This is a genomic window from Nocardia sp. NPDC005825 (assembly GCF_040630175.1).
GTDB lineage: Bacteria > Actinomycetota > Actinomycetes > Mycobacteriales > Mycobacteriaceae > Nocardia.
The window spans coordinates 174746-200489 of the sequence record NZ_JBEXXC010000006.1; the positions used below are offsets into that span (position 1 = coordinate 174746).

Sequence of the window (25744 nt, forward strand, 5' to 3'; positions counted from 1 at the left end):
GCCGATCAGACCAACCAGGCCGTCGAGTTCGCCGGAAGTTTGCGATCGGCCAGCGGCGCGCTGGTCAGCAACACCTCCCCCGCCGGCAGCGGAATCGGCGAGTCGGTGGCATTGAGCACGCACAACAGCCCGCCCTCGCGCCGGAACGCCAGACAGCCCGGCGGGCTCCCGAACCACTCGAAACCCGACCCGGCGAATTCCGGACGGACGGCCCGCAATTCGATCGCCATCCGGTACAGCGACAGCATGGAATCCAGCCGTTCCAGTTGCCGCTCCACGCTCAGTCCCGCCCACTCCCGCGGCATCGGCAACCACGGCTCACCCGCCGTGAACCCGAACGGCGGCCGCGCGCCCTCCCACGGCAGCGGCACCCGGCAGCCGTCGCGCCCGCGCACGGTGTGACCGGACCGCTCCCAGGTGGGGTCGCGCAGCGCCGACTCCGGCAGATCGTCCACATTGGCCAGGCCCAATTCGGCTCCGTTGTAGACGAATACGGCACCCGGCAGCGCCAGCTCGAGCATGATCATGGCCCGCGCCCGGGCCTGCCCGACCGGGCCGTCACCGTAGCGGGTGACCTCGCGTTCGATGTCGTGATTGGACAGCGTCCAGGTCGGCGTCGCGCCGACGCCCGCCACCGCGTGCAGCGAATTGTCCACGGCCGTACGGATGTGGTCCGGGTCGAAGGGCGTCTGGGCGAGGCGGAAGTTGAAGGCCAGGTGCAGTTCGTCGGCGCGCACGTACTCACCGAAGCGGGCGTTGTCGTTGACCCACACCTCGCCGATGGCGACCGCGTGCGGATACTCGTCCATCACCTTGCGCACCCGACGGTGGATCTCGTGTACCCCGGCATTGTTGAACCGCGGATCGTCGTCCTCGAGGTGCAGCATGCGGGTGTCGATGCGCTCCATGTCCGGCAGGCCCGGGGGTTTGGCCATGCCGTGCGCGACATCGAGGCGGAAACCGTCCACGCCGCGATCCAGCCAGAACCGCAAGGTCTGCTCGAAATCGGTTGCGACCTCCTGGTTTTCCCAGTTCAGGTCCGGCTGCTCGGGCGCGAAGATGTGCAGGTACCACTGCCCGGGTCTGCCGTCGGGTTCACACACCCGGGTCCAGGCCGGGCCGCCGAAGATGCTCGGCCAATTGTTCGGCGGCAGTGCGCCATCCGGGCCGCGGCCGTCCCGGAACCAGTAGCGCGCCCGCTCCGGACTGCCCGGCCCGGCCGCCAGCGCCGCCTGGAACCACCGGTGCTGATCGCTGGTGTGATTCGGGACCAGGTCCATGGTCACCCGCATGCGCCGGTCGTGCGCCTCGGCGATGACCTCGTCCAGGGCGGCCGGACCGCCGAACAGCGGGTCGATGTCGCGTGGGTCGGACACGTCGTAACCGCCGTCGGCCATGGGCGAGCGCATCACCGGGCAGATCCACAGGGCGTCCACGCCGAGCAGCTCCAAATAGCCCAGCTTGTCCCGCAATCCGCCTAGATCGCCCACACCGTCGCCGTCGGAGTCCGCGAAGGAACGGGGATACACCTGGTAGAACACGGCCGATCGCCACCAGGGGTTTTCGGCGAGATTGTCCGTCACAGCGGTAATGGTGCCAAAGCACAGCGGCTTTCGCGGGTCCGTCGGAAGGACTTGTCCAGTTTCAGCAAATGATCAGCGGACAGCCACGACCGACCGGAATCCCCGCGGGAAGCTGCGACTTCTGCGGCGCGAAATCAGAAGGGCGAGTTCATGAGCGAATTGGCGGCCATCTCGAAGTAGTCGAGCAACTGCTTGCGATGCGCGTCGTCGAGCACCTCCGGCTCGATCTCCGCCACCGCGATGCGCATGGCCCGCAGCCAGGCATCCCGCTCGATCGGACCGACCTTGAACGGGTGGTGCCGCATCCGCAGCCGCGGGTGGCCACGCTCGTCGGAGTAGGTGCGCGGGCCACCCCAGTACTGCTCCAGGAACATCCGCAACCGACGCTCGGCGGGGCCGAGGTCCTCCTCCGGGTACAACGGCCGCAGCACCTCGTCCTCCGCCACCTCGCGGTAGAAGGCGGCCACGATCCGGTGGAACGTCGCCTGGCCGCCCACGGCCTCGAAGAAGGAAATCTGAGTCTGCTCGCCCGAAGTCACGCCCCCATTCTGCCGTGTCCGGTCCGGCCCGCACCCCGCCCGGGTCGGAATCCGCACCGTCCAGCTACCGGAAAATCCCCTGTCAACGCCCGGAAACCCCGGTCCGGGCGATTGTCACGCGGTGTTCATCCGAATGTGTCTGACAATGTGTCGAAAGAGATGGCATTGTGCGCCGTTCCATGGTCAACTGGGTGGCAGTCTGCCGAGATACCACACAATCGGACGAATACGAAACCGGGGTATGGCCCATGAAGCAGCGGCACGGCGCCCGTGAGGCGCGGACGCATCGACAACTCCAGCCCGCCGATGTCCACAATCGTGGGTCGGGGGCTACTCCGCTGCACTTACTGTCCGAACATTCTCATGCCGAGCATCATCCGGGCGCTCATCCCGAGCCCGCCCATCCGGGCGACCACCGCGAACACTCGCATCATCCACCCACCGCAGCACCCGTCCCCTCCTGGGCCAAACGCCGCGTGCTGCTGCTCAACGCCACGTACGAGCCACTCACCGCCCTGTCCGCGCGCCGCGCCATCGTGCTGCTGATCTGCGACAAGGCCGATACCGTGCACGACAATCCGGAAGGTCCGGTCGTGCATTCCGCCGGGACCTCGGTGTCGCTCCCCTCGGTCATCCGACTACGCAACTACGTGCGCGTTCCGTACCGGGCACGGGTACCCATGACCCGCGCCGCCCTCATGCATCGCGACCGCTATCGCTGCGCCTATTGCGGCGGCAAGGCCGAGACCATCGATCACGTCATTCCGCGCAGCCGCGGCGGAGCCCATTCGTGGGAGAACTGCGTGGCGTCCTGCGCGCCCTGCAATCACCGCAAAGCGGACAAGCTGCTGAGTGAACTGGGCTGGGCCCTGCACCATCCGATGGTCGCGCCCAAGGGCCCGCACTGGCGGCTGCTGTCGGCCAGCTCCGAACTGGACCCGACGTGGTTGCAGTACTTGGGCGAGGGCGCGGCCTAGCCGTCACTCGCCCGTCGGCAGCCCGGCGTCGGCGGCCAGTACGCCGAGCGCACGCTGTAATGCCGTGCGCTCGTGGGGCCGCAGTCCGGCGGTGAGCTCCGCGTCGAGCTCCCGCGCGGCCTCCTCACATGCCGCGAGCAGGGCATGTCCCTGTTCGGTGAGCGTGAGCACCTGCCGTCGGCGATCCGCGGGATCCCGCACGCGTTCGATCGCGCCCAGCCGTTCCAGGTGATCGGCCAGCGCCACCACCAGACTCGGCGCGACGCCGAGCCGGCCCGCCAACTCCTGCTGCGAGGCGGCTTCGCCGTGGCTCAGCGCGGTCATCAGGCCCGCGTGTTTGGGCTTGAGGTCGAGCGGTTCGATGCGTGCGGCGAAGCGGTCGGCGACCACCGCGCCGACGGTGCCGAGGCGGAACGCGACGGTCTTCGGGAGCCCGGTCGACTTCTTGACATCGTTCACGGGTCCGATGATACTTCTGCTCGAACCATTCAGAGTGTGAATGATTATTGGAGTGAACGACATGGACGCGTACACGGGAATCGCCATCGCCAATGGAGCGGTCGCCTTGATCTCCGGAATCTCCAGCGTGGTGGGCATGGCGCGGCCCGCCCTCGCGATGCCGGACGGCGGCCGGATCAACGCGGGGACAAGGTTTTTCGCCTACGGATATGGAGCCCGGGCGGTGCCGCTGAGCGTCGTGGTGCTGATCCTGCTCGCGGTCGGGGCGCGCGACGGACTCGCACCGGTTCTGGTGGTGGCCGGGCTCGCCCAGATCGGGGACGCGATCATCGGTGCGGGGCGGCGCAATTGGCCGATGGCCGCCACCTGCGTCGGGCTGGCGGCGGTGCATCTGCTGTCCGCCTGGTGGCTGGCGGTGCGGTGAAAACCCTGCGGCGCAGGGTTATTCGAGAATCAGCTGTATTCGCTGACGAGCAGCGCCCAGGTGCCCGGTTCGAGGGCTTCGAAGACGTGCGGCATATCGCCGGGGTAGCAGATGTAGTCACCCGGTTCGAGCTCGACCGGATCCTCCGCGGGACCGACCTTGGCGCGACCGGCGCACAGCACGATGTGTTCGACGACGCCGCGCGAGTGCGGGGCCGAGTCGCGAGGATGGCCGGGCTCGGCGGTGACGCGATATACGTCACGGCGCGCTGCGGGCGGGGAGGCCGCGAGCAGCGTGGTCCGGTACTCCGAGTGGGCCGAGGCGAGCACCGGGCCCTCGCCCGCGCGAATCACCTGCACCTGCGGCGTCGGCGGATCCAGCAGCCGCGAGAACTGGATGTCGAGCGCGATGCAGAGCGCCCACAGGGTTTCGATGCTCGGATTGCCCGCGCCCGATTCCAGCTGGGACAGCGTGGATTTCGCGATCCCGGCCCGCTTGGCGACCTCGGTCAGCGAGAGCCCGGAACGGGCGCGCTCCCGGCGCAGCGCGGCGGCGATCGTCTCCTGCGGAGACGGGGGGATCGCGTCGTGCGAGGACGCCGCGCCCCCCGCGGGAGACGCCGGTGCGGAGCGGTCGGGCTGCTGGGTCATGGTGGCGTTCACAGTACCGGCCCGGGCGGCCGCACCCTTTCCTCCGGCACGCCCCTTTGACGAACCCGGCCGGGTGTGTTCATTATAGAAAACATGCGTTCGGCATGGCGAACACTCGATCGGGGTGTGCTCACAGGAATCGCGGCGATCTGCCTGGCAGTCGCCATGATCGGCGTATCCTACGGCGCTACCGCGGTGACCTCGGGACTACCCGGCTGGCTGCCGGTTCTCCTGAGCGTGGCCGTGGTGGCCGGGGGCTCGGAATTCGTCTTCATCGGCATCCTCACCGCCGGTGGCGGGCTGGTCGCGGCGGTGCTGGCCGGACTACTGGTCAATGCGCGGCACGTGCCCTATGGGCTGTCCGTGCCCGATGTGGTCGGCACCGGCTGGCGGCGACTGCTCGGGACCCACGTCATGAACGACGAATCGGTCGCCATGGCGTTGGCCCAGCCCGACCGCGACCGGCGTCGCGCCGCCTACTGGCTGTGCGGACTGACTGTTCTGGCCGCGTGGCCGCTGGGCGCGGCCGTCGGCGCGATCCTCGGCTCGGTCGTGCCCGACCCGAACATCTTCGGATTGGACGCCGTCTTCCCGGCGGTGCTGTTCTCCCTCGTCCTCCCGGCCCTGCGCGACTCCCTCACGCGCACCGCCGCATTGGCCGGTGCGGCCGTGGCGGCCGCGACCACGCCGTTCCTCGGCGCGGGTCTGCCCGTGCTGCTCGCGCTGGGCGCGGTCCTGCTGGTCGCCCGCCGCGCCGGAACCGACGATGCCGAGGCCACCGCTGACGCGACCGTGAGCGCGGCCCGGTGACCAAGACGCTGTTGCTGGCCACCATGGCACTGGCCGTGGGCACCTTCGCGTTCCGGTTCGCCGGGCCGCTGTTGCGCAGCCGCATCCGGATCTCGCCGCGCACCATCCGACTGCTCGAGATCGCCTCGGTCGTGCTGCTCACGGCGCTGGCCGTGACCACGCTGATGCCTTCGGGCGGAAGTCAATTCGGGTGGGCGCTGCCCGCCGGGGTGCTGGTCGCGGCCGTGCTGGCCTGGCGGCGGGCGCCGCTGATCGTGGTGATCCTGTCGGCCGCGGTCGTCACCGCCGGGCTACGGATGCTCGGCGTGCACTGATCTCCCCTCGGGAACCTCAGCTCTCCACTCGGGAACTCAGCGACCGAGCAGGTCCGCGATGCGGGTCCAGGAATCCTCGGCGAGTTCGGCGCGGTACCAGTCGCGGCCCGGGTAGACGTAGCCGTGCGGGGCGTCCTCGTAGACCACGATCTCGTGCGGAATGTCATTGGCCGTCAAGGCTTCTTCGAGCTCGTCACGCGCCTCGGCGTCGATCAGCGGGTCCAGGCCGCCGAAGAACAGCAGGATGCGGCCGGTGATGCCGGGGGTGGCCTCGATGGTCGGCTCGGGGGTGGACAGCGGGATATCGGTGTTGGTGAGCCAGCCGGGATAGAAGGCGGCGGTGGCGGCCAGCGGGAGTTGCGTCGCGGCGTAGTAGGCGACATGGCCGCCCGCGCTGAAGCCGACCATGTTCAGGGAGGTGGCTTCCCGACCGCGCAGTTCGTCCAGGCAGGCGGAGATGTCCGAGAGCACGTCGGGACGGCTCAGCGTGCGCAGCAGTTCCAGCCCGCGCTCGCGACCCTCTCCCCCGAACTCCAGCTCGGCGCGCGGCTCCTCGCGATGGAACAGATCCGGCAGGATGGCGACCGCGCCGAGGGCCGCGATGCGCTCGGTGGCCTGCTTAGCGGTGGCGTGCAGGCCGTAGATCTCGTGTCCGACAACGACTCCCGGGTAGGCGCCGGGCTCGGCGGGGTGAGCCACATAAGCGCTCATCACGGTGTCTCCGACCTTCAGGTCGACCCACCCGGTCTCGATCGCGACAGCTGTCATATGCCAAACGTAGTGCGGCGAGCGGAGACACGGGCCATCGAACCGGCGATGTGTCCCATCGAACAGCCGATGGGACACATCATCTTTCGCAACTCGCCGGGCGGCTCAGTGCGTCAGCAGCGGCAGGGCGGGTCCGCGGCGGCGGGCCACCGATCCGTAGCGGGCGTCCAGGCGCAGCCAGGTGCGGGCCGCGCGGACCCGCACTATCTCGTCGACGGAGATGCGCCGGGAGTCGGTCTTCTCGCCGCCGTGCGGAATGAAATCCATGGCGGCCAGCGCGAACACCACTCGCATCGGCACCTCCACCCGCTCACCGGCATTGGAGACGGTGAGCACGGTCTGATCCAGCAGTGCGGCGGGCGGGCCGTGCTTCCCACCGTGCTCCTGCGCGACCTCCGCGCCGCGCTCGGCCAATTCCACGAGCATGCGCGCGGGCACATCCTCCACGTGGACGAACCCGTTCTCCGGCGGCAGGGCCCCGTGCCAGGCCGAATCCATGGCGAAGCCCAGCCCGAACGCGGCGCTCGCGCCGGGCCCGTGCAGCCCGGCGAGGACGGCGTCCGCGCTCACGGTCACATCGTCCATCCCGAGTTCGGCGACCACGGTGCGTACGGCCAGCGCCTCGAATCCGGTGGCAGCCCAGGCGGAGACGAAGCGGTCCCCGCGCCGGCGCAGGCGGATGACCGCGGCCGGGTCGAGCCGGACGGCGTGGGTGAGGAAGGTGGCCAGGTTCTCGCGTTCCGCGGGATCCGGAACGTGCAGGGTCAGCTGTCCCGACAAGACGGTTCTCGGGTCAGTCGGCCAGCCACAGCGACAGGTAGTCGCGTTCCTCGGTGGTGAGGCGGCGTAGGCGCTGGGTGTCGATGTCGAAGGCGGCGAGCTGGGTGGACGCGACCACCGCCGGCGGGGAGTCCGGGGCCGCGCCCGCGGCGCGCACCTCGTAGCCGACGGTGAAGTCCACGGCTCGCAGCCGCTCGATCCACATGGAGACGTCCAGCGGCGAATCCTCGTGGCGCAGCTGGCCCTTGTACTGCACCCGCAGGTCGGCCAGCACACAGCCGGCCCGCAGCTTGACGGTCGGTCGCTCGTCCAGGAACAGCCACGGAATCCGGGCTTCCTCCAGCAGGGTCACCATGCGGGCATGGTTGATGTGCTGGAAGGCGTCCATATCCGACCAGCGCACCTCCACCGGGGTGTGGAAGCGGCCGGGTGTGGCCGTGTCCGTCACACCCGAGCCTGCTGCTAGGTCGTTCAGCGAACCGATCGTCAACGCGGTACCTCCGATTGCGCACCCACCCCACTCACCATGCTGCGCACCTGCCGCGCCGCAACCGACAGCGTGGCCAGGTCGTGGGTTCCGGACTCGAAAAGTTCCGACAGGGCCGAGCGTGCGCGGCCCAATCGGGACTGATTCTTCGACTCCCAGTATGCAATCTTCTCCTCGGCGGTCTCTTCCGGGTCGCCGGCGGAGAGCACATCGAGGGTGAGCGAGCGCAGCGACCCGTACATGTCGTCGCGCAGCGCGAGCCGGGCCAGCGCGTGCCAGCGGTCGCCGCGTTCCAGGTGACTGACCGCCTGCAACAGCCAATCGATCTTCAGGTGGTCGTTGAGCGCGTAGTACAGCGCGCCCACCTCCTCACCGCCGCGATCGGTGATGTCGGCGATATCGAGCACGTCCAGCAGCGGGAACTGGTTCAGCAGCCCGAACACCGTGGTGGCCAGCTCGGCGGGCACGCCTTGCTCGGCGATGGCCTGCGACTGCTCGTTGAGCGTGTCGATGTGGTGTCCGCGCAGCCAGCTCGGCACCTTCGGCGCGAGCGTGCGCACGCCCTGCGAGTAGCGGTGGATCTCCGCGCCCACCGCGACCGGCTGTGGGCGGTTGTTGAGCAGCCAGCGCGAAGCCCGGTCCAGGGTGCGCTTGGTCTCCAGCTCCAGCGCGTCCTTCATCCCCGTGGAGACGTCCGCGTCGCGGATGGTCTTCCACACCGTGTGCAGATCGAAGATCTGGGTGGCGGCGGTGAAGGCGCGCACCGCGTCGGAGGCCGACGCCCCGATCTCCTCACCCAGCCGGAAGGCATAGGTGATGCCGCCCAGATCGACCACCTCGTTCACCAGCATGGTGCTGGTGATCTCGCGGCGCAGGCGGTGCCGCTTGATGGCCGTGCCGAACCGGGTGCGCAGCGGGGTCGGGAAGTACTGCGACACCCGCGCCGCGAAGTATGCGGTATCGGGCAGGTCGCTGGCCAGCAGGTCGGCCTTGAGCGAGAGCTTCACGTGCGCCATCAGATTCGACAGTTCCGGCGACGTCAGGCCCGCACCCTCCTCGATGCGCTGCTTCAGCTCCGTGTCCGCGGGCAGGGCCTCGAGCTCGCGGTCCAGGCCGCGGCGGTCCTCGAGATCCTCGATGAGCCGCTGGTGCACATTCAGCATGCGCGGGGCCTCGGCACGGGACATACCCATCAGATAGTTCTGGGACACGTTGTCCTGCAATACGAGCGCCGACACCTCGTCGGTCATCGACGCCAGCAGCGGATTGCGTTCGGCCTGGGACAGCTCGCCCGCCGAGACCACACCGTCGAGCAGGACCTTGATATTGACCTCGTGGTCGGAGCAGTCCACACCGGCGGAGTTGTCGAGCGCGTCGGTGTTCATCTTGCCGCCGTGCTTGCAGAACTCGATGCGGCCGTGCGCGGTGACGCCCAGGTTGCCGCCCTCGCCGATCACAGTGACGCGCAGCGCGTTCGCGTTCACCCGGACCGCGTCATTGGACTTGTCGCCCACCTCGGCATTGGTCTCCGTGGAGGCCTTGATGTAGGTGCCGATGCCGCCGTTCCACAGCAGCTGGGCCGGGGACAGCAGGATGGCGCGGATCATCTCCGGCGGGGACAGCGAGGTGATGTCGGCGGCCAGGCCCAAAGCCTCACGCACCTGCTCGCTGACCGGGATCGACTTGACCGTGCGGTCGTAGACGCCGCCGCCGGTACTGATCAGCAACCTGTCGTAGTCGGCCCACGACGAGCGCGGCAGGGCGAACATGCGCTCGCGCTCGGCGAACGAGGTGGCGGCGTCGGGATTCGGGTCCAGGAAGATGTGCCGGTGGTCGAAGGCCGCGAGCAGGCGGATGTGCCGCGAGAGCAGCATGCCGTTGCCGAACACGTCCCCGGACATGTCGCCGACCCCGACCACCGTGAAGTCCTCGGACTGGGTGTCGATGTCCATCTCGGCGAAATGCCGTTTCACGCTCTCCCACGCGCCCTTGGCGGTGATGCCCATGGCCTTGTGGTCGTAGCCCACCGAACCGCCCGAGGCGAAGGCGTCGCCGAGCCAGAAACCGTACTGCTGGGCAACGTCATTGGCGATATCGGAGAAGGTGGCGGTGCCCTTGTCGGCGGCGACCACCAGGTAGGTGTCATCGGCGTCGCGGCGCAGCACCCGGGCCGGGGGCAGCACCGCGCCGGTCGCGCGATCGACATTGTCGGTGACGTCGAGCAGGCCGGAGATGAAGGTGCGGTAGCAGGCGATGCCCTCGGCCTGCAGCGCCTGGCGGTCGGCGACGGGGTCGGCGGTGGCGGCCGGGGGCTGCTTCACCACGAAGCCACCCTTCGCGCCGACCGGCACGATCACCGCGTTCTTCACCGCCTGTGCCTTGACCAGGCCCAGGATCTCGGTGCGGAAGTCCTCCAGGCGGTCCGACCAGCGCAGACCGCCGCGCGCCACCGGCCCGAAGCGCAGGTGCACGCCCTCGACCCGCGGCGAGTAGACGAAGATCTCGAATTGCGGACGGGGCTTGGGCAATTCGGTGATCTCGCGCGGTTCCACCTTGAACGACAGGTAGTCCCGCGGCCGGCCCTCGGCGTCGAGGACGTAGTAGTTGGTGCGCAAGGTGGCTCGGATCAGGCCGAGGATGGCGCGCAGGATCCGGTCGGCGTCCATGCTCACCACGTCGTCGATCCGGCGGCGGACCGCGGCCTCCAGCTCCGCGGCATGCTCGGCATTGGCCGAATCGGGATCGAAGAGCGCGGAGAACAGGTCGACGAACATGCTCGCCGCCTCCGGGTACGCCAGCAGCACGCGGGTGATCGCGGCCTGGCTGTACGGGAATCCGGCCTGCTGCAAGTACTTCGAGTACGCGCGCAGGATGGAGACGGCACGCCAGTTCAGGCCGCCGCGCAGCACCAGCTCATTGAGACCGTCGGCCTCGGCGCGGCCGTACCAGAGCGCCTCGAACGCCTCGGTGAAGCGTTCGCGCATCCCGCGCACCTGGGCGTCGAGCACATCGAGGCGGCCCACGGACTCCACCAGCTCGGCGTCCATGTTGCGGTCCAGGGCGCTGCGCAGCAGTTCCGGGCGAGCCAGCAGGCCGAAGTCGTAGATCCACTGTTCCGGGCCGTGGTCACCGTCGACCTGGTGCGGGCGCTCGTCGATCACCTCGACGCCGAGGCTCTGCAGCAACGGCAGCACCTGGCTCAGCGAGATGCCGCCACCTCCGACATAGAGCGTGAAACGCCATGAGCCCGGGGCGGAATCGGGCCAGCGGTACAGGTGTTGATCGATGCCGCCCTCGGCCAGACCCTGCAGACGCAGAATGTCGGCCATGGCGCGGGTGGGATCGAAGTCCTCCTTGTAGCTCTCCGGCAGGGACTCCGCGTAGCGCTGCGCCACAGCCGGATCCAGCACCGACGACGTGGCCACCTCGTCACGCAGGTGGTCGTCCCAGGTCCGGCTGGCCTCGGACAGCAGGTGCTGGATACGCAGGCGATTGGTCTCGGTGGTGTCGACCGCGGTGCCCTGATCGGGCAGGCGGACGGTGAAATACACACTGGCGAGGTCGCTTTCGGAGACCCGCGCCGAGTAGTCGATGGAGACGCCGCCCAGTTCGCGCACCAGGATGTCCTGCATCTCCAGGCGCACGCGGGTGGTGTAGCGGTCACGTGGCAGGTACACCATGCAGGCCACGAAGCGGCCGTAGCCGTCCAGGCGCATGAACAAGCGGACCTGGCGGCGCATGCCGACGTTCAGCACCGCGCTGGCGGTGCGGCGCAGCGCGTCGCCGTGCGAGGAGAACAGCTCCGTGCGCGGGAAGGACTGGATGACCTCGAGCATCTCCTGGCCCGAGAACGAGTCCAGGTCGAAGCCGCTGGATTCGATGATGGACTTCACCCGGCGGCGGATGATCGGGATGTCGAGCACGTTCTCGTGCAGGGCGGTGACGGTGAAGACACCGATGAACAGGTGTTCACCGGTGACCGCACCCGATTCGTCCATCTCGGCGACGCCGACGAAGTACGGGTAGACCGCGCGGTGCACGGTGGCCGGGACCAGGCCCTGGGTCAGCATGAGCAGCGGCTGGTCACCGCTGTTGTCCGGGACGCGGAAGTCGGTGCCGACATTGGGGCGCAGCACGCCCAGGCTGGTCTCCGGGACGATGATCGACTTGGCCTGGCCGTCCACGGTGCTGCGTTCGTAGCGGGCATAGCCGAGCACGGTGAAATGGCCGTCGGCCAGCCAGCGCAGCAGGTCGGCGCACTCGGTGAGATCGGTTGCCGGGAAGCCCGATCTACCGGCGGCCGCGGCGCTGTCGAGTTCACCGGCGACCCGCTCGTGGGCCTGGCGCATGGCCTCGGTGTCCTCGATGACGCGGCGCACGTCGGTGAGCACGTCGGGCAGCGCGGACTCGATGCGCTCGAGCTGGGCGCGGCTGGTGGCCGGGTGCAACTGCACGTGCATCCAGGATTCGCGCAGACCGGTCGCGCCATTGCCGTCGACCTCGTGCGGCACCGCGGTCTCCAGGCGACCCGTGGCGTCTCGGGTGACCTCGAAGATGGGGTGCACGACCTCGCTGACACTGACGCCGATACGGCTCAGGAAAGCGGTGACGGACTCGACGAGCAGTGGCATGTCGTCGGTGACCAACTGGATGGCGACGCCGAGCCCGGCCTCGTCATCCGCCTGGTACACATGGACATTCGCGGTGCCGGGGGTGCGCTGCACGGCCAGATCGACGTGGCAGCGGAAGATGTGGGTGGAGGTCGCGGGAATGGCGCAGTCCGCGTCGCCGGCGTCGACGTGACGGAAATATGCCTCCTCGAGGGACACGAGGTTGCCGCCCAGCGACTTGGGCAAACTCGCGGCCCAGGCCTTGCTGGACAATTCGGACGAGACCGTCATTTCGCCAACTCCTCGGATTCGGTTCCGTAACAAAGTGACGCCGATGCGAGAGTAGCTGGACACGACAGGTACCGGGTCGGATTCCTGTCAATGCCACGCCGCGTCCCACAATACCGACAAACCGGACGGTTCGATGAGTGAGATGTTCGCCCGATATCGCCAGGTCGTCTCCGACAAACCTTGCACCAAAACAGTTTTCACGCACTAGTGCGAATGCGAAACCGCTGAGTTCGCTGTTCGATAACCGTTCACTTCCGCGGCCACCGCCCGCCATCCAGCGAACCGTAAACCGTCCAGCAAACATCGTCGAGCCAGGCAAAAGTGACCAACCGACCGCTCGCCCACGGGCCGGATCGGGACCCGAGCCTGCGGTAGCCGGCCGATGACGGCGCGGTCCGGCTACCCCACCCGGATCTCCGGGTGGGGGCGAGCGGTGAATTCGGTTGGGGTGGTGCGCTTATCCGCGGGTGAGCTTGCGGTGGGTCACCCGGTGCGGACGGGCCGCTTCCGGGCCGAGGCGCTCGATCTTGTTGGCCTCGTAGGCCTCGAAGTTGCCCTCGAACCAGAACCACGCGGCCGGGTTGTCCTCGGTGCCCTCCCACGCCAGGATGTGCGTGCAGGTGCGGTCCAGGAACCAGCGGTCGTGGGAGATGACCACCGAGCAGCCCGCGAAGTTCTCCAGCGCGTTCTCGAGCGAGCTCAGGGTCTCGACGTCGAGGTCGTTGGTGGGCTCGTCGAGCAGGATCAGGTTGCCGCCCTGCTTGAGGGTCAGCGCCAGGTTCAGGCGGTTGCGCTCACCACCGGAGAGCACGCCGGCCGGCTTCTGCTGGTCCGGGCCCTTGAACCCGAAGGCCGAAACATAAGCGCGGGAAGGCATTTCCACCTGGCCGACCTGGATGTGGTCCAGACCGTCGGAAACGACCTGCCAGACCGTCTTCTTCGGGTCGATGCCGCCGCGGTTCTGGTCGACGTAGCTCAGCTTGACCGTGTCGCCGACGCGCACATTGCCGCTGTCCGCGTTCTCCAGGCCGACGATGGTCTTGAACAGCGTCGACTTACCGACACCGTTCGGGCCGATGACGCCGACGATGCCGTTGCGCGGCAGGGTGAACGACAGATCCTTGATGAGCTGGCGGTCGCCGAAGCCCTTGTCCAGGTTCTCGACCTCGACGACCACATTGCCCAGGCGCGGACCAGCCGGGATCTGGATCTCCTCGAAGTCCAACTTGCGCATCTTCTCGGCCTCGGCGGCCATTTCCTCGTACCGGCCCAGACGCGCCTTGTTCTTGGCCTGACGCGCCTTGGCGCCGGAGCGGACCCACGCCAGCTCCTCCTTGAGGCGCTTCTGCAGCTTCTGGTCCTTCTTGCCCTGCACCTCGAGGCGCTCGGCCTTCTTCTCCAGGTAGGTGGAGTAGTTGCCCTCGTAGGGGAAGGTACGGCCGCGGTCCAGCTCGAGGATCCACTCCGCGACATTGTCGAGGAAGTACCGGTCGTGGGTGACGGCCAGCACGGCGCCCGGGTAGGAGGCGAGGAACTGCTCGAGCCACAGTACCGACTCGGCGTCGAGGTGGTTGGTGGGCTCGTCGAGCAGCAGCAGGTCGGGCTTGCTCAGCAGCAGCTTGCACAACGCGACGCGACGGCGCTCACCACCGGAGAGGTTGGTGACCGGCTCGTCCGGCGGCGGGCAGCGCAGCGCGTCCATGGCCTGCTCGAGCTGGGAGTCGACATCCCACGCGTCGGCGTGGTCCAGCTCCTCCTGGAGCTTGCCCATCTCCTCCATCAGCTCATCGGAGTAGTCGGTCGCCATGAGCTCGGCGATCTCGTTGAAGCGGTCCAGCTTCACCTTGATCTCGCCGAGGCCCTCCTCGACGTTCCCACGCACGGTCTTCTCTTCGTTGAGCGGCGGCTCCTGCATGAGGATGCCGACCGTCGCGCCCGGCGCGAGCCAGGCATCACCGTTGTTCGGCTGGTCCAGTCCCGCCATGATCTTCAGCACACTGGACTTACCCGCGCCGTTCGGGCCGACGACACCGATCTTCGCGCCGGGAAGGAAGTTCAAGGTCACATTGTCGAGCACGACCTTGTCGCCATGCGCCTTTCGCACCTTCACCATCTGGTAAATGAACTCAGCCATATCGGCAAGCCTAACTGTGTGTAGTAGCGGGTTCTCCGGCAGTGTCCGCATCGGCGGACGGCCGTTCCACGGGGTCGGTCCGGTCGGGTCGAGCGAAGGTTTTGCGCACCACCGGGGCGGTGCAACGACCCAGGTCGGGACCCACTGCCAGGGCCCGCATCTCGAGGTCGGTGCGCTCCGCGCCGTCTCGGGTGGTGTACTCGTTCGAGCGCAGCTGCCCGTACGCGATGACCGGGTCACCTCGCTGCAGCGACGCTTCGACTCCCTCGATGATCCCCCGTCGCCAACAGCTTACGGTGAGGTACAACGTGCCACCGTCCACCCAGTCCCCGGCGGCCTGATCGTAGCGGCGGGCGGTACTGGCCATCCGGAAGCTCAGCAGCTGATCGCCGTTCTGCAGCGCGCGCAGCACCGGTTGGGTGACGACCCGGCCGATCACCGCGGTATTCGCCTCGTACATCGCGCTCCCCCTTGTCGATTCGAGCCCGTCGCCGCGAGCCCTGCGTTCGGTCCGGCTTCCAGCTTCGCCGGGGAGCACGCACGAGGGCAGACCCCGCCTCGGCGAGTGTGGACAACTCACGGGGTGGGGATGACTTTCGCGATGGACTACAGGGTCGCCAGGTCGGTGTTGGCCCCGCACAAGACGATTACCGGCCGCTCCCCCGGGCCCGGCACGTACGCCCCGCACTGGATCGCGGCCACCGCGGTCGCGCCCGCGGGCTCCACCACGATCCGGAACTCGCGCCACAGGTACTCCCGGGCCATCACGATCGCGTCATCGGTGACCAGCGCCGATCGCACCGCGTAGCGCTGCGCCACCTCCATGGCGATCTCGCCGATCCGGTTCGCGCCCAAGGAATCCGAGGTCACGCTGGACACGTCGACATCCACCGGGTGCCCGGCCGCCAGCGCCGCGTGCAGGGTCGGCGCGCCCACCGGCTCGACCCCGACCACCCGGCCGCGCAGCCCCAGCGACACCGCGACCCCGGCCACCAGGCCACCGCCGCCGACCGCGGCCAGCACCGTCGGTCTGCCGCGCACCTGCTCCTCGATCTCCAGCCCGACCACGCCCGCCCCGGCCACGATCTCGGGCAGGTCGTAGGCGTGCAGCGGCATGGCGCCGCGCTCGGCGGCGAGCTGACGGGCGTACTTGTGCGCCTCGGCGTAAGTGGTTCCGTGCCACAGCACTTCGGCCCCGTGCGACCACATGGCCGCCACCTTGGTGTGCGAGGCCGACTCCGGAACCACCACCGTGCACGACATTCCACGCACCGCGCTGGCCAGCGCCGCCGCGATCCCGGCATTGCCGGCCGAGGCCAGCACCACCTGGGTCTGATCGCCGCGCGCCTGCAACAGCGCGTTGAGGCAGCCGCGCACCTTGAAGGTGCCGCCGTGCTGGAGATGCTCGAGTTTCAACGTCACCGGGACCGGGCCGTGCGGGCCCAGGATCTCGGTGTGGAAGACCGGCGTCTTGCGGGTGTGCCCGCGCAGCAGCCGGCGGGCCTGACGCACGTCGGATCTGTACAGCCGCTTCACTTTCCGGGTCGCCATGGCGACATCCTTCACTTGCGCACCTCTCCGTCGCGCCGAGCGAGCTCGGCGTACATGGCGTTGTGCGCGGTCAGGTCCGCGTCGTCGTCACGCTCGGCCTTGCGGTCGAGCCGGTTCGCCAGCCGTTGGTCGCTGCGCGACCACTGGATGAGCAGCGCCAGCATCACCACGACCAGAGGCACCTCACCGCTGGCCCAGGCGAGGCTACCGCCGGTGTGCTGATCGCCGAGCAGGTCCTTGTTCCAGGACAGGCCCAGACCGCGGTAGAACCAGCCGCCCATCACGGTGTTCATGCTCATCAGCGCGATGCCGAAGAAGGCGTGGAACGGCAGCGAGCCGAAGACCATGCCCAGCTTGGTGAGCGGCTCCACCGGGCGCGGCTTGGGATCGATCCCGATGACCACCCAGTAGAAGAGGTATCCGCTGAGCAGGAAGTGCACATTCATCAGAATGTGGGCGCCGTGCGTGCCGACGTACTTGTCGAAGATGCCGCCCAGGTAGAGGGCGTAGAAGCCGCCGACGAACAGTACCGAGGCGACGACCGGCTGGGTCAGGAAGCGCGACACCGGGTTGTGCACGGCCGCCAGGATCCATTCGCGCACGCCGGGCGGCTGATTCCGACCGGCGGGCTGGACCGCGCGCAGCGCCAGCAGCACCGGACCGCCCAGCGCGAACAGGATCGGGGCCAGCATCGACAGCATCATGTGCTGGGCCATGTGCACGCTGAACATGGCCGGCGCGTACCGGCCCACGCCCGAGCTGGTGGCGAGCAGCAGCGTCAGGCAGCCCGCGAGCCAGGCGATGGTCCGGCCGATCGGCCAGTCGTCGCCGCGCTTGCGCAGCCGCAGCACGCCGCGCAGGTACAACCCGGCCATGACCAGGGCGAGGGTGCCGAAGATCAGGTCGAAGCGCCAGTCGAACAGCAGCCGCGCCACGGTCGGCGGGCCGGCCAGGTTGTAGCCGATCTCGACCTCGGTCGGGGTCGGCACGGTCCGCTGGTCCGGCGGCGGGGTGCGGCCCAGGCCGACGGCGAGACCGACGGTGGCCGCGAAGATGAGCGCCTCGACACCGGCGAGGCGGATGAGCGCGCCGCGATCCTGCGGGTCCTTCTCCAGGTCCGGGATCGCGTTGCGGCGCTGCAGGTAGCCCATGACGCCGAGCAGGATCAGCGCCGCGGTCTTGGCGAGCACGAGCTTGCCGTAGGTGGTTCCGAGCAGTTCCGAGACGGGCAGCCGGACCAGGGCGTTGATCACACCGCTGATCGCGATCACCACGAACGAGACGGTCGCCACGATCGAGAACCGGCGCACGGCCAGTGCCGTGTATTTGCCGTCGCGCAGCGCGTAGGCCAGCACCGCGAACAGTCCGCCCACCCAGAAGCAGGCCGACAGCAGGTGCAGGATCAGGCTGTTGGTGGCCAGGTCGTGGGCGCCGCCCGAGGACGAATGCCCGGTCAGCGCCACCGGCAGCAGCGAGAGCACCGACAGCAGGAGCAGCACCGGCGTCCAGCCCCAGCGCAGCGCCACCCGGGCCGCGACGGCCAGCGCCAGCACCACGAACACGGTGAACCGCCAGGACCCCGCGACCTCGACCTGGTCGGCGGCGCGCCACACCTGCTCGGGTCGCAGCGAGTTCAGCAGCGGTTGCCCGGTGGTGTCCGACAGCGTCAACGGCACCAGCAGCGCCGCCGATCCGGCCCACACCACCGCCGCGTTCCCGGCCCGCCGCAGCGCCCGATACCCTCCGACGTCCAGCACTCCGCTCTCCTGCGGCGGCACGAAGAACGCCGCGAACAGCAGCGACCCGATGGTCAGCGCCGCCGAGAAATCCGCCACCGCGCGCACCGCGGGCAGCCCGTACGTGGTCAGCGGACCAGGATCGGGAATCCCCAGCAAGGTCAAGGCCTGCGCCGCCGACAACGCCACGACCAGCGCCGCCACCAACGCGGCCGCCGCCCCACCCAGTGCCGTGACCGCAGCGAACGTCACCCCCGAACCCGACCGATTCCCCGAAACATCCGATCCTGCGGGCGGGTCCTGCACTGACGACATACGCCCAGCGTAGTTCGGAGCGCCCATCCAGACTCCCCTGGGGTTTCCGGTCCTCCGGTCTGCACAACCGCCCCGACGCGCCGAACAGTTGCTAAGCGAGGAAGCATTACTAACCTGGACGCTCGCTATACTCAACCCGCTGGACACCGAGATCGATTTGGGTCAAGGTGTTTGGAGCCCGCATCACCGCCGATGCCCGCACTGCCTCCGTAGCTCAGTTGGATAGAGCAAGGGCCTTCTAATCCCTAGGTCGCAGGTTCGATTCCTGCCGGGGGCGCAAAGTGTGACTGACCAGCGAAAACGCTGGCAGTTACACCAATACCCATACCCCACAACGCTCAAACGCCAAGGGATTTACAAGATTAGACTCGTGAGATGGGGCAGGATCTCGACGCCATCCCCGAGCTTCTCGAGGACTTCATCACCGAACTACGGCGCGCCAACCGGTCAAAGGGCACCATCGACACGTACTCCCGCGATGTGGGCTACTTCGTCGACTTCCTCCGTGCCCAGTCCCCTCCGATCGAACCCGATGCCGAGGCCCTGACCCGCGACAACATCGGCGCCTACATCATCGACACGCTGAACCGAACCAACCGCCGCACCGGCAAGCCGATCACCCCGGAGTACGCCCATCGCCAATACCGCAGCCTCCAGCAGTTCTGTTGCTACCTGGAGTCTGAGGGCATCCTCGACATCAACCCCTTCGACAAGATGAGCCCACCGAACGTCCCCGAGAAGCCCATCCCGGTCCCACCGATCGAAGACCTCCGCAAGCTACTCACTGAGTGCGAGGGCACCGACTTCGAATCTCGCCGGGACACGGCGATCGTCCGCCTCCTCGCCGACATCGGCCCCCGCATCGGCGAGATCGCCGCACTGGACATCGACGCCCTGGACTTTCAAGAGAACACAGCCCTCGTGGTCGGCAAGGGCGGTCGCCCGCGAGTCCTACCGTTCGGCGACAAAACCCGCATAGCCCTCCGCCGCTACCTTCGAATCCGAGCCCGCCACCCCAAGGCCGCCAACGACAATCCTGCCCTCTGGCTCGGCAAACGAGGCCAGATGACCAGCTGGGGCATCTACCGAATGCTGACCCGACGCGCTGAAGCCGCGGGCATCAAACACCTTCACCCCCATCAGCTCCGCCACTTCTTCGCCCACAACTGGCTCGCGAACGGCGGCCAGGAACAAGACCTCATGATGCTGGCCGGCTGGCGCTCCCGTCAGATGATCGGCCGCTACGCCCGAGCCACCGCCGAAACCCGAGCCCGCGACGCCCACCGCAAAGCCCGCCTCGGCGACAAGTTGTAGCCACCCGCACTTACATTGCCAAACGCGCCACCGACGGGCTACTCAGTTTGAGCCACGTACGCGATGGCGATAGCGGCAGACATTCATTGGCACAAGGGCAGCATTCCGATCGGAATTTCGACAGCTCACGACACAAACTCACAGACCGAGCCTGTGTTCAAAGTAACCATCTAGAAACGGGCCTGTCGTCATCACTGTGTACGCGTCAAGATCAGTATGTGATCGTTCGACGCTGCGCTAGATAACCGGTGACGACAACCATGTCGGTACCCGAGATCCCAGCACCACCGGCCGCTACAGCCGGGAAGCTGCGACCTGTCGCCCACCCCGACCTTTCGCCGATCCTCACGCACTTCGTCACCCGAGGCCGTCCTCCTAGCAAAGACGTTCCCGCCCACATCCTCGCCATGCCCCCTAAAGCGCGTCTCGAATCAATCCTTTGGCAAGGCAGCATCTCCGCTTTCGTCACTTTCTCTGGCGGCAACCCCGCCGTCTGCATGACCGAAACCAAATTCGACGGCCTCAAGTTCCTTATCCGCGACCGAGGCTACGAACCCTGGGGGCTGGTATTCAGCCGCCAAGGCGTCTACGACGCAGGAGGCGGCCCGGTCTGGTACACCCGCCCCGCCGAATACGCCCAACTGAGCCCTGCTCAGCGCTCCTGGGCCGTACGACTCGACCCCGGCTCAGACTGGCTCGAAGAACGCGAATGGCGGGTACCTAGACCGCCCCGACTCGACAACGAGCCGCCCAAGATTCCTTTGATCAGCTTGGGGCTGGAAGCACTCATCGTCGCCGACCGCACCTGGAACTGCACTCGCCTGTTCCCCTTCGGCACCAAAGACGGTCAACCAGCGGGCTTGTACCAGCCCTTGAACTTCCACCGCATTCCGCGATTCTGGTGGAACCCAACCAGCCAGGAGTTCCGCTTGGTCAGGTTGTCCGGTAGCAGTCGCAGTGGGTTGCCCGGCGGAGAGGAGGACCGGTAGGACGGACAAGACGGTGAGCGTGCATCTGGTGGTCATGCTGAAGTCCTTGGTCGACCGTGGATCACCTGCGCGGCACCGAATTCCGGTACCGGCGGTGAGGACGGCGGAGGCCGACAAACCACAACACACGATGGTCAGCTGAGCACCGCCGAACCCACCTGCCAGTAGGTCATGCCCTTGCGGTGATCATGTTGTGAGCCCGAGCCTACTCAGAACCCGTTGTCCCACAATCAGTCATCGCCACGTTGGCACACCTCGGCACAGCGCTAACCCTGAATGGCATACCCCCAGGATTCCGGAAGTCCCAGGGGGCCGGTTCACCTGGGGGAGCCAATTCCCGGCGATGACTGTGCAATTCCGACTCTACCGGCGGTGAAATGCCTTGCTGCTGTGTCAATCGCCGTCGATGGCTGGTCCAAAACCTTTAAGGCGGTGTGCAGTCCGCGGGTGCCATGCATCGGCTTTTTCATCGCCCGCTGAACATCGGGATGGTTCAGCCCTTGAGTTCCTGGCGTGTTGGCGTCGACACCGTTCGCCAAGTCGACGATAAGCATGTCTTGACCGAGCCACTGATGCAGCCTGAAGCCTGTAATTGTCGACCAAGGGAGAAACACGCGATCTGCGGGTGCATCAAGACTCATATCGAGCCCGGCGGCAGACAGGCGCATTGCTACCGACGGAACGCCGTGATCGAGCCAAGCCTTCCGGAGATTTTGCACCTTTCGTAGTCGGCGCACAGCGTCCCATAAGATAATTGCAAATGTCGAAAGCGCGACAATGCCAACCGGCCAGTACAAGAACAGCAGTACAAAGGCGAACACCCCGACTGCGGTCGCGCAAAGCAACTGAAAAATGCTGCCAAATTGTAGAACTCGGAGGGTTCGTCCTCGTGATTGCTGTACCACGTCGGCATTAAATCCCACGACGAAGTCTGCTGGACTTGTCATTTCACTTATCCGATCACTGACCACGAGGCGGTTCCATCGAAACGGGTGGCATCGGAGAATGAATCGGTGTTAGCACCTGGCCATTTACCTCCGGGGAAGGCTGAATTGTCAGTCAAGCCGGACTGCATCGCCGCGAGCTGAGACACCTGAGCTCCGATCAGAGCTGTGAGGCCCGTGACCAAAGTCCAGATCGTCACAGGCTGACTGACCGCTTCTTCGAAGACAAGACAAACACCGGCCCAGCTGAACACTCCGGATCCAAGGGCCGCGATTGCCGCTGCTGTCGCCTCGATTCCCTTTGCGAACGACGCGAGAACTGCGGCATAGAATACCGCGCCTCCCGCGGCACATGCAGCTAGAGCCGTGGCCGTCTTTTCGGCGATTTCACCAACTCGCTTTGCCGCGTCCTTCTGCGTGGTAGATGTTGTTTTGTAGTTCGTGGCGGCCTGCCCCTTCCACTCGCGCAGTGCTTTGGATTGGTCAGGGTTGATATCGGCCTGACACTGAGTCACGGTCCCGCGAACCTCATACCAATCCCATGCGGCCATAGCCATGTATACGGGCGCGGCAATTCCTTTAAGGAGGTCTTTGATCGTACTCAGTAGCCATGAGCCGAATTCAACAATCTTCCTACCGACCATTTTGATGAAGGACTCGATGTCATCGGTGACGTACCAATGGTCAGTGGCCTTGGCGACAACCGACGGTACGTCGTCCAACTTACTTTGGAGGGAAGGGATCAGTTCTTCGAACTTTTTCACGATCCGTTCGAACTCTTCGAGATTGAAATCCATTTACCGGCCTCAGATGATTGGGTTGCGTTTACCAGAGATTTTCGAATTGCTCGCGGTTGTTCTGCTCTTCGGTCTCATAGGTGTCGGCAGCGGCCTTGAGTGTTGTCGAGATGTTGTTGAATTCGGTAGCGCCCTCATTTGTGCGGTCCGTCGAGAAATCCACAATATCGTCGTGTTTACCAACGATGCCTTGAAAAAGGCCAGCTTCGGTTCGGTTGAACTTTAATCCTGCTATTTTTGTAGAAACGCCATGCATGGTCCCGGACTCTTGGGACCAGATTCCGGACTCTCCGCGAAGATCATTGATGGCGACCTTGATTAGTTGATCCGATGGCCTTGCCATAGAGAGTGAACCCCCTGAAACGAATTATTCGGCTAGTGAGGACAGTATTTCGAGCGCCTCGGCAATAGACGGAGTCGATTTCGCTCGCGTGGAGGATTGGGAAGTGCGTGCCAGGTTCGACGCTTCATCGCAGGCCATCTTGATCGAACTCGCAATCAAGTAAGCTGGTACTGACGTTGCCCACCAAGTATCGATGTCGCACGCTAATATTTCGGCGCTAGTCCGAACTATCCGAACGCGCACATCCGCTGAGTCTGGATGTGCTTCGCCAGTGAATTTTGCGAGGCCTGAGCTCTCGTTCAATAGTCGCTCTGTTTCGGAAAGCGAATCGTCTAAGACGCGCGAAACATTCGCGATAGAGCTGGTGGAAATTGCCTCAGGCTGTATCGGAAGCGGCTGAAAGTCATCAATTGAGATTCTATCGAGCTTACCCGCCGCGCCATTTGCGATTGCTGCTTTCATCATCGCATTGGCAAGGCGTCCACGGGCATGCTGGAAAGCGGTCAAGAAGGCGGATCCGAGCTGGCCGGGGCTTAGGTAACCTTGCCAATCATCATTGATGAACACGGTGCGTACTTCCCCGGAACGGCCTACCGTGACTTCGACCATCCGAGAGTGGTCGTTCCCCTTGACCTCGTGCGGGGCTGCCTGCTCTACCTGGCTGACGACTTCAGACATGGCTTGAGCGTAGGCGGCAAACTGTGCGATTCCGGCCAACAGGTCTTCAGTGTTTAGAGGCTCGGGAGATTTAGGAATCGACGGTCGGTTCGACGGCGCTGGGCTCGGTTCCGGATCCCAATCATCGTGAAAATTTCCGAAGTTCATCGTTCGAATCGTCATAGGCCGCCACCGCCCAGCCGACGGATCCAGGCTCGGCTGGCGGTGATCCCGATTGCCCTTCGGAACTTCGCCGATGATCTGTACATACCTGGTGCGCGGAGAGCATCCCCACCCCGACTGCAAGCTCGCATGTCGGCAGACAGTACCAGAGTTCCTGAAGGGAAGCCGATCGCCGAATGCTGGCGTGTAGCAGGGGGTCTACCTGCTGTGGGGTGGGAGTGCGCGTACGAGGCGGGCAGACTCGGCCTGCCCGCTTATCGCCCGCCATAGGTGCCGCAGTAACTCCCGATTCCAGGGGACGCGCCGACCGAATTTCCGGTATCAGGCCGCACGGTAATCGCCATGGCGGGAGCGGAAATTCGGTCGAGTGGGCGCGCGGACCCTGGAATCGTTGGAGGGGCGGCACCTGTAGCATTACGCGCTCCCACCCCACTGAACAGACGGAGCGGGGCAATCCAAGGCTGGCTGGATACCGGGACGAAAGCGTTCCCAGCTTGCGACATGCCGGGCAGCACCGCGGAATCCGAACGGCATAACCATGGTCGAGGACCGGCAGGAGATGGTGTCCTCGGCGCTCGAAAACCAGAAAAACGACGAACACCTCGACATGTGATCAACAAACGATGGTCGTCGGTGTTCGTCGTTGTACAGGCGAGTCGCACGCCGTCCCACCCTCTGACCAGCGGTGATCTGCTTCATGCTCAGAGGACAGCAATAACACCCATCAGTGCGTTATTGCTGTCCTCTGAGCATGAAGCAGAAGATAAGAAGGAGGGCGGGAAGGCGAGAAACTGTGAGTAACAAGAAAATTCAATAGAGAAGAAGGATAAGTAGCATTGGGTGAGAATCGGTGAAGTTGGGTGCGTGGTAGTGGTGTGTGACGAAGGTAAATGACCGGCGGTCGGGTAGGCGGTTGCGTCCGGCAGCGTGGTGGTGTCCGGTGCGATAGTTGCGGCACACGTTGTCCGGCCCGGTGTGAGCAGTGGCGGTTCCGAGCCCGGCGAAACCCACTGCCACTGCGACTGAACCGGTTTCGGAATCGCTGGGCACGCGCCGCAGTGTACGGGCAGCGCCCCTCCAGCGATTCCAGGGTCCGCGCGCCCGCTCGACCGAATTTCCGCCTGCGGCATGGCGATCACCATCCTGTCGGGTACGGGAAATTCGGTCGGCGCGTCCCCTGGAATCGGGAGTTACTGCGCTGCCCAGGGGAGGCGGTGAGGGCAGGCCGCGGGGCCTGCCCCTCGGAGAGCGCGGCGCGCGCCCAGGGATTTCCACGCTCTCCGAGGTTCCCATTCCCATTGACACGTACGTGTCAAAACCATTGGGCCGCTGGTTGACACGTACGTGTCAAGCATTCGGAAGGAACCGGAGATCATGACCGACTCCGACACCATCACCGGCCTGCTCGTCTCCGCAGTGGAACGCGCCTGGGCTGCTATCCGATCCCGCCACCCGGACGTACCTGAGGTGGTGCTGACTGTAGGTTCGGGATCGATCGGCAGTGACCTCACCCTGGGGCATTTCGCGCCGAATCGGTGGGTGCGTGGTGAATATGAACTCCACGAACTATTCATCGGCGGCGAAGGACTCCGGCGAGGCGGGGCCGGGGTGCTCGGCACTCTGCTCCACGAGGCCGCTCACGGCGTCGCGGTCACGCGCGGGATCAAGGACACCAGCCGCCAAGGCCGCTGGCACAACGAGCGATTCCGCGCCCTCGGCGAAGAACTCGGACTCACTCTGGAGCATCACGACAAGATCGGATGGTCGCTCACCACTGTGCCGGACAAGACCCGCGAGCTGTATCGAGCCGAACTGGAGGAGCTCGCGTTCGCGTTGGTCGCCTACCGTCGTCACGAACCGGGCCGACGCGGCGGTCGCAAGTCCAACAACAACGGCCTGTCCGCAGTGTGCGATTGCGGCCGGAAGATCCGAGTCTCCCGCAGCGTCTACGAGGCCGGATCGATCTCCTGCGGGCTCTGCGGAAGCATCTTCGAAGCAGAAGAGTAGGCAGCGGTCAGGTCACAAGTAGGTCAGAACAGCAGAAAGGCCCGGTGGAAACCGGGCCTCATCTGGTCGAACTGTGGTGCGC

At 66.2% G+C, this 25744-nt stretch carries 23 protein-coding genes and 1 tRNA gene; 8 read left to right on the plus strand and 16 right to left on the minus strand.

Annotated features, from left to right (window positions below; genetic code table 11):
* Positions 1-5: 5 nt before the first annotated feature.
* On the minus strand, positions 6-1583 hold the full coding sequence (locus ABZ382_RS18630) for a glycoside hydrolase family 13 protein (protein ID WP_357090308.1): 1578 nt from the start codon (positions 1581-1583) through the stop codon (positions 6-8).
* A 134-nt stretch (positions 1584-1717) separates the two neighbouring features.
* Entirely contained in the window at positions 1718-2122 is a 405-nt protein-coding gene (locus ABZ382_RS18635; RefSeq protein WP_213557400.1) for a globin, read from the minus strand.
* 248 nt (positions 2123-2370) lie between these two features.
* Between ABZ382_RS18635 and ABZ382_RS18640 the strand changes: the two genes are divergently transcribed.
* Complete coding sequence (locus ABZ382_RS18640; protein ID WP_357090310.1) at positions 2371-3099, plus strand: HNH endonuclease; 729 nt, start codon at positions 2371-2373, stop codon at positions 3097-3099.
* A gap of 3 nt (positions 3100-3102) precedes the next feature.
* Here ABZ382_RS18640 and ABZ382_RS18645 read toward each other — a convergent pair whose 3' ends face one another.
* Positions 3103-3558, minus strand: coding sequence for a MarR family winged helix-turn-helix transcriptional regulator (locus ABZ382_RS18645; RefSeq protein WP_357090312.1), 456 nt, complete (start codon positions 3556-3558; stop codon positions 3103-3105).
* A 52-nt stretch (positions 3559-3610) separates the two neighbouring features.
* Between ABZ382_RS18645 and ABZ382_RS18650 the strand changes: the two genes are divergently transcribed.
* Entirely contained in the window at positions 3611-3982 is a 372-nt protein-coding gene (locus ABZ382_RS18650) for a hypothetical protein (protein ID WP_357090314.1), read from the plus strand.
* A 29-nt stretch (positions 3983-4011) separates the two neighbouring features.
* On the opposite strand, the gene ABZ382_RS18655 is transcribed toward ABZ382_RS18650, so the two are convergent.
* Positions 4012-4632: an XRE family transcriptional regulator gene (locus tag ABZ382_RS18655; RefSeq protein WP_357090316.1), complete on the minus strand. Its 621-nt coding sequence runs from the start codon at positions 4630-4632 to the stop codon at positions 4012-4014.
* Between the two features lie 93 nt (positions 4633-4725).
* On the opposite strand from ABZ382_RS18655, the gene ABZ382_RS18660 reads away from it, so the two are divergent.
* Both ABZ382_RS18660 and ABZ382_RS18665 read left to right on the plus strand, forming a co-directional pair.
* Positions 4726-5442, plus strand: coding sequence for an AzlC family ABC transporter permease (locus tag ABZ382_RS18660; RefSeq protein ID WP_357090318.1), 717 nt, complete (start codon positions 4726-4728; stop codon positions 5440-5442).
* Positions 5443-5465: 23 nt separating this feature from the next.
* Positions 5466-5756 carry an AzlD domain-containing protein gene (locus tag ABZ382_RS18665; RefSeq protein ID WP_357090733.1) on the plus strand — a complete coding sequence of 97 codons (291 nt, stop codon included), beginning with the start codon at positions 5466-5468 and terminating at the stop codon, positions 5754-5756.
* Positions 5757-5792: 36 nt separating this feature from the next.
* Here ABZ382_RS18665 and ABZ382_RS18670 read toward each other — a convergent pair whose 3' ends face one another.
* From ABZ382_RS18670 to ABZ382_RS18705, 8 genes are all read right to left on the minus strand, one after another.
* On the minus strand, positions 5793-6524 hold the full coding sequence (locus ABZ382_RS18670) for a dienelactone hydrolase family protein (RefSeq protein ID WP_357090320.1): 732 nt from the start codon (positions 6522-6524) through the stop codon (positions 5793-5795).
* A 105-nt stretch (positions 6525-6629) separates the two neighbouring features.
* Positions 6630-7304 (minus strand): hypothetical protein, encoded by a 675-nt coding sequence (locus ABZ382_RS18675; protein WP_357090322.1) that lies wholly within the window; start codon positions 7302-7304, stop codon positions 6630-6632.
* A gap of 13 nt (positions 7305-7317) precedes the next feature.
* Positions 7318-7752: a thioesterase family protein gene (locus ABZ382_RS18680; protein WP_357090324.1), complete on the minus strand. Its 435-nt coding sequence runs from the start codon at positions 7750-7752 to the stop codon at positions 7318-7320.
* Between the two features lie 38 nt (positions 7753-7790).
* On the minus strand, positions 7791-12692 hold the full coding sequence (locus tag ABZ382_RS18685) for an NAD-glutamate dehydrogenase (protein WP_357090326.1): 4902 nt from the start codon (positions 12690-12692) through the stop codon (positions 7791-7793).
* 457 nt (positions 12693-13149) lie between these two features.
* Positions 13150-14826 (minus strand): energy-dependent translational throttle protein EttA, encoded by a 1677-nt coding sequence (gene ettA / locus ABZ382_RS18690; RefSeq protein WP_357090328.1) that lies wholly within the window; start codon positions 14824-14826, stop codon positions 13150-13152.
* A gap of 10 nt (positions 14827-14836) precedes the next feature.
* Positions 14837-15286 carry a single-stranded DNA-binding protein gene (locus tag ABZ382_RS18695; protein WP_357090330.1) on the minus strand — a complete coding sequence of 150 codons (450 nt, stop codon included), beginning with the start codon at positions 15284-15286 and terminating at the stop codon, positions 14837-14839.
* A gap of 146 nt (positions 15287-15432) precedes the next feature.
* A complete protein-coding gene (locus ABZ382_RS18700) occupies positions 15433-16377 on the minus strand; it encodes a threonine/serine dehydratase (protein WP_357090332.1) in 945 nt (314 codons plus the stop codon).
* 11 nt (positions 16378-16388) lie between these two features.
* Positions 16389-18428 (minus strand): cytochrome c oxidase assembly protein, encoded by a 2040-nt coding sequence (locus tag ABZ382_RS18705; protein WP_357090334.1) that lies wholly within the window; start codon positions 18426-18428, stop codon positions 16389-16391.
* 203 nt (positions 18429-18631) lie between these two features.
* Here ABZ382_RS18705 and ABZ382_RS18710 point away from each other — a divergent pair.
* From ABZ382_RS18710 to ABZ382_RS18720, 3 genes are all read left to right on the plus strand, one after another.
* Positions 18632-18705, plus strand: a tRNA-Arg gene (locus ABZ382_RS18710).
* Positions 18706-18803: 98 nt separating this feature from the next.
* Positions 18804-19742 carry a tyrosine-type recombinase/integrase gene (locus ABZ382_RS18715; protein ID WP_357090336.1) on the plus strand — a complete coding sequence of 313 codons (939 nt, stop codon included), beginning with the start codon at positions 18804-18806 and terminating at the stop codon, positions 19740-19742.
* A 248-nt stretch (positions 19743-19990) separates the two neighbouring features.
* Entirely contained in the window at positions 19991-20731 is a 741-nt protein-coding gene (locus ABZ382_RS18720; protein WP_357090338.1) for a hypothetical protein, read from the plus strand.
* Positions 20732-21048: 317 nt separating this feature from the next.
* Here the strand turns inward: ABZ382_RS18720 and ABZ382_RS18725 are convergent, their stop codons facing one another.
* From ABZ382_RS18725 to ABZ382_RS18740, 4 genes are read right to left on the minus strand one after another with little or no spacing between them, the layout of a single operon-like run.
* Complete coding sequence (locus ABZ382_RS18725) at positions 21049-21678, minus strand: hypothetical protein (protein WP_357090340.1); 630 nt, start codon at positions 21676-21678, stop codon at positions 21049-21051.
* Between the two features lie 5 nt (positions 21679-21683).
* The gene (locus ABZ382_RS18730; RefSeq protein WP_357090342.1) at positions 21684-22472 is read right to left on the minus strand and encodes a hypothetical protein; all 789 of its coding nucleotides are present in this window, start codon (positions 22470-22472) and stop codon (positions 21684-21686) included.
* A 28-nt stretch (positions 22473-22500) separates the two neighbouring features.
* Entirely contained in the window at positions 22501-22815 is a 315-nt protein-coding gene (locus ABZ382_RS18735; protein ID WP_357090344.1) for a hypothetical protein, read from the minus strand.
* A gap of 24 nt (positions 22816-22839) precedes the next feature.
* On the minus strand, positions 22840-23655 hold the full coding sequence (locus tag ABZ382_RS18740; protein WP_357090346.1) for a hypothetical protein: 816 nt from the start codon (positions 23653-23655) through the stop codon (positions 22840-22842).
* Between the two features lie 1374 nt (positions 23656-25029).
* On the opposite strand from ABZ382_RS18740, the gene ABZ382_RS18745 reads away from it, so the two are divergent.
* Positions 25030-25662, plus strand: a complete 633-nt coding sequence (locus tag ABZ382_RS18745; protein WP_357090348.1) for a hypothetical protein — start codon at positions 25030-25032, stop codon at positions 25660-25662.
* Positions 25663-25744: the final 82 nt, after the last annotated feature.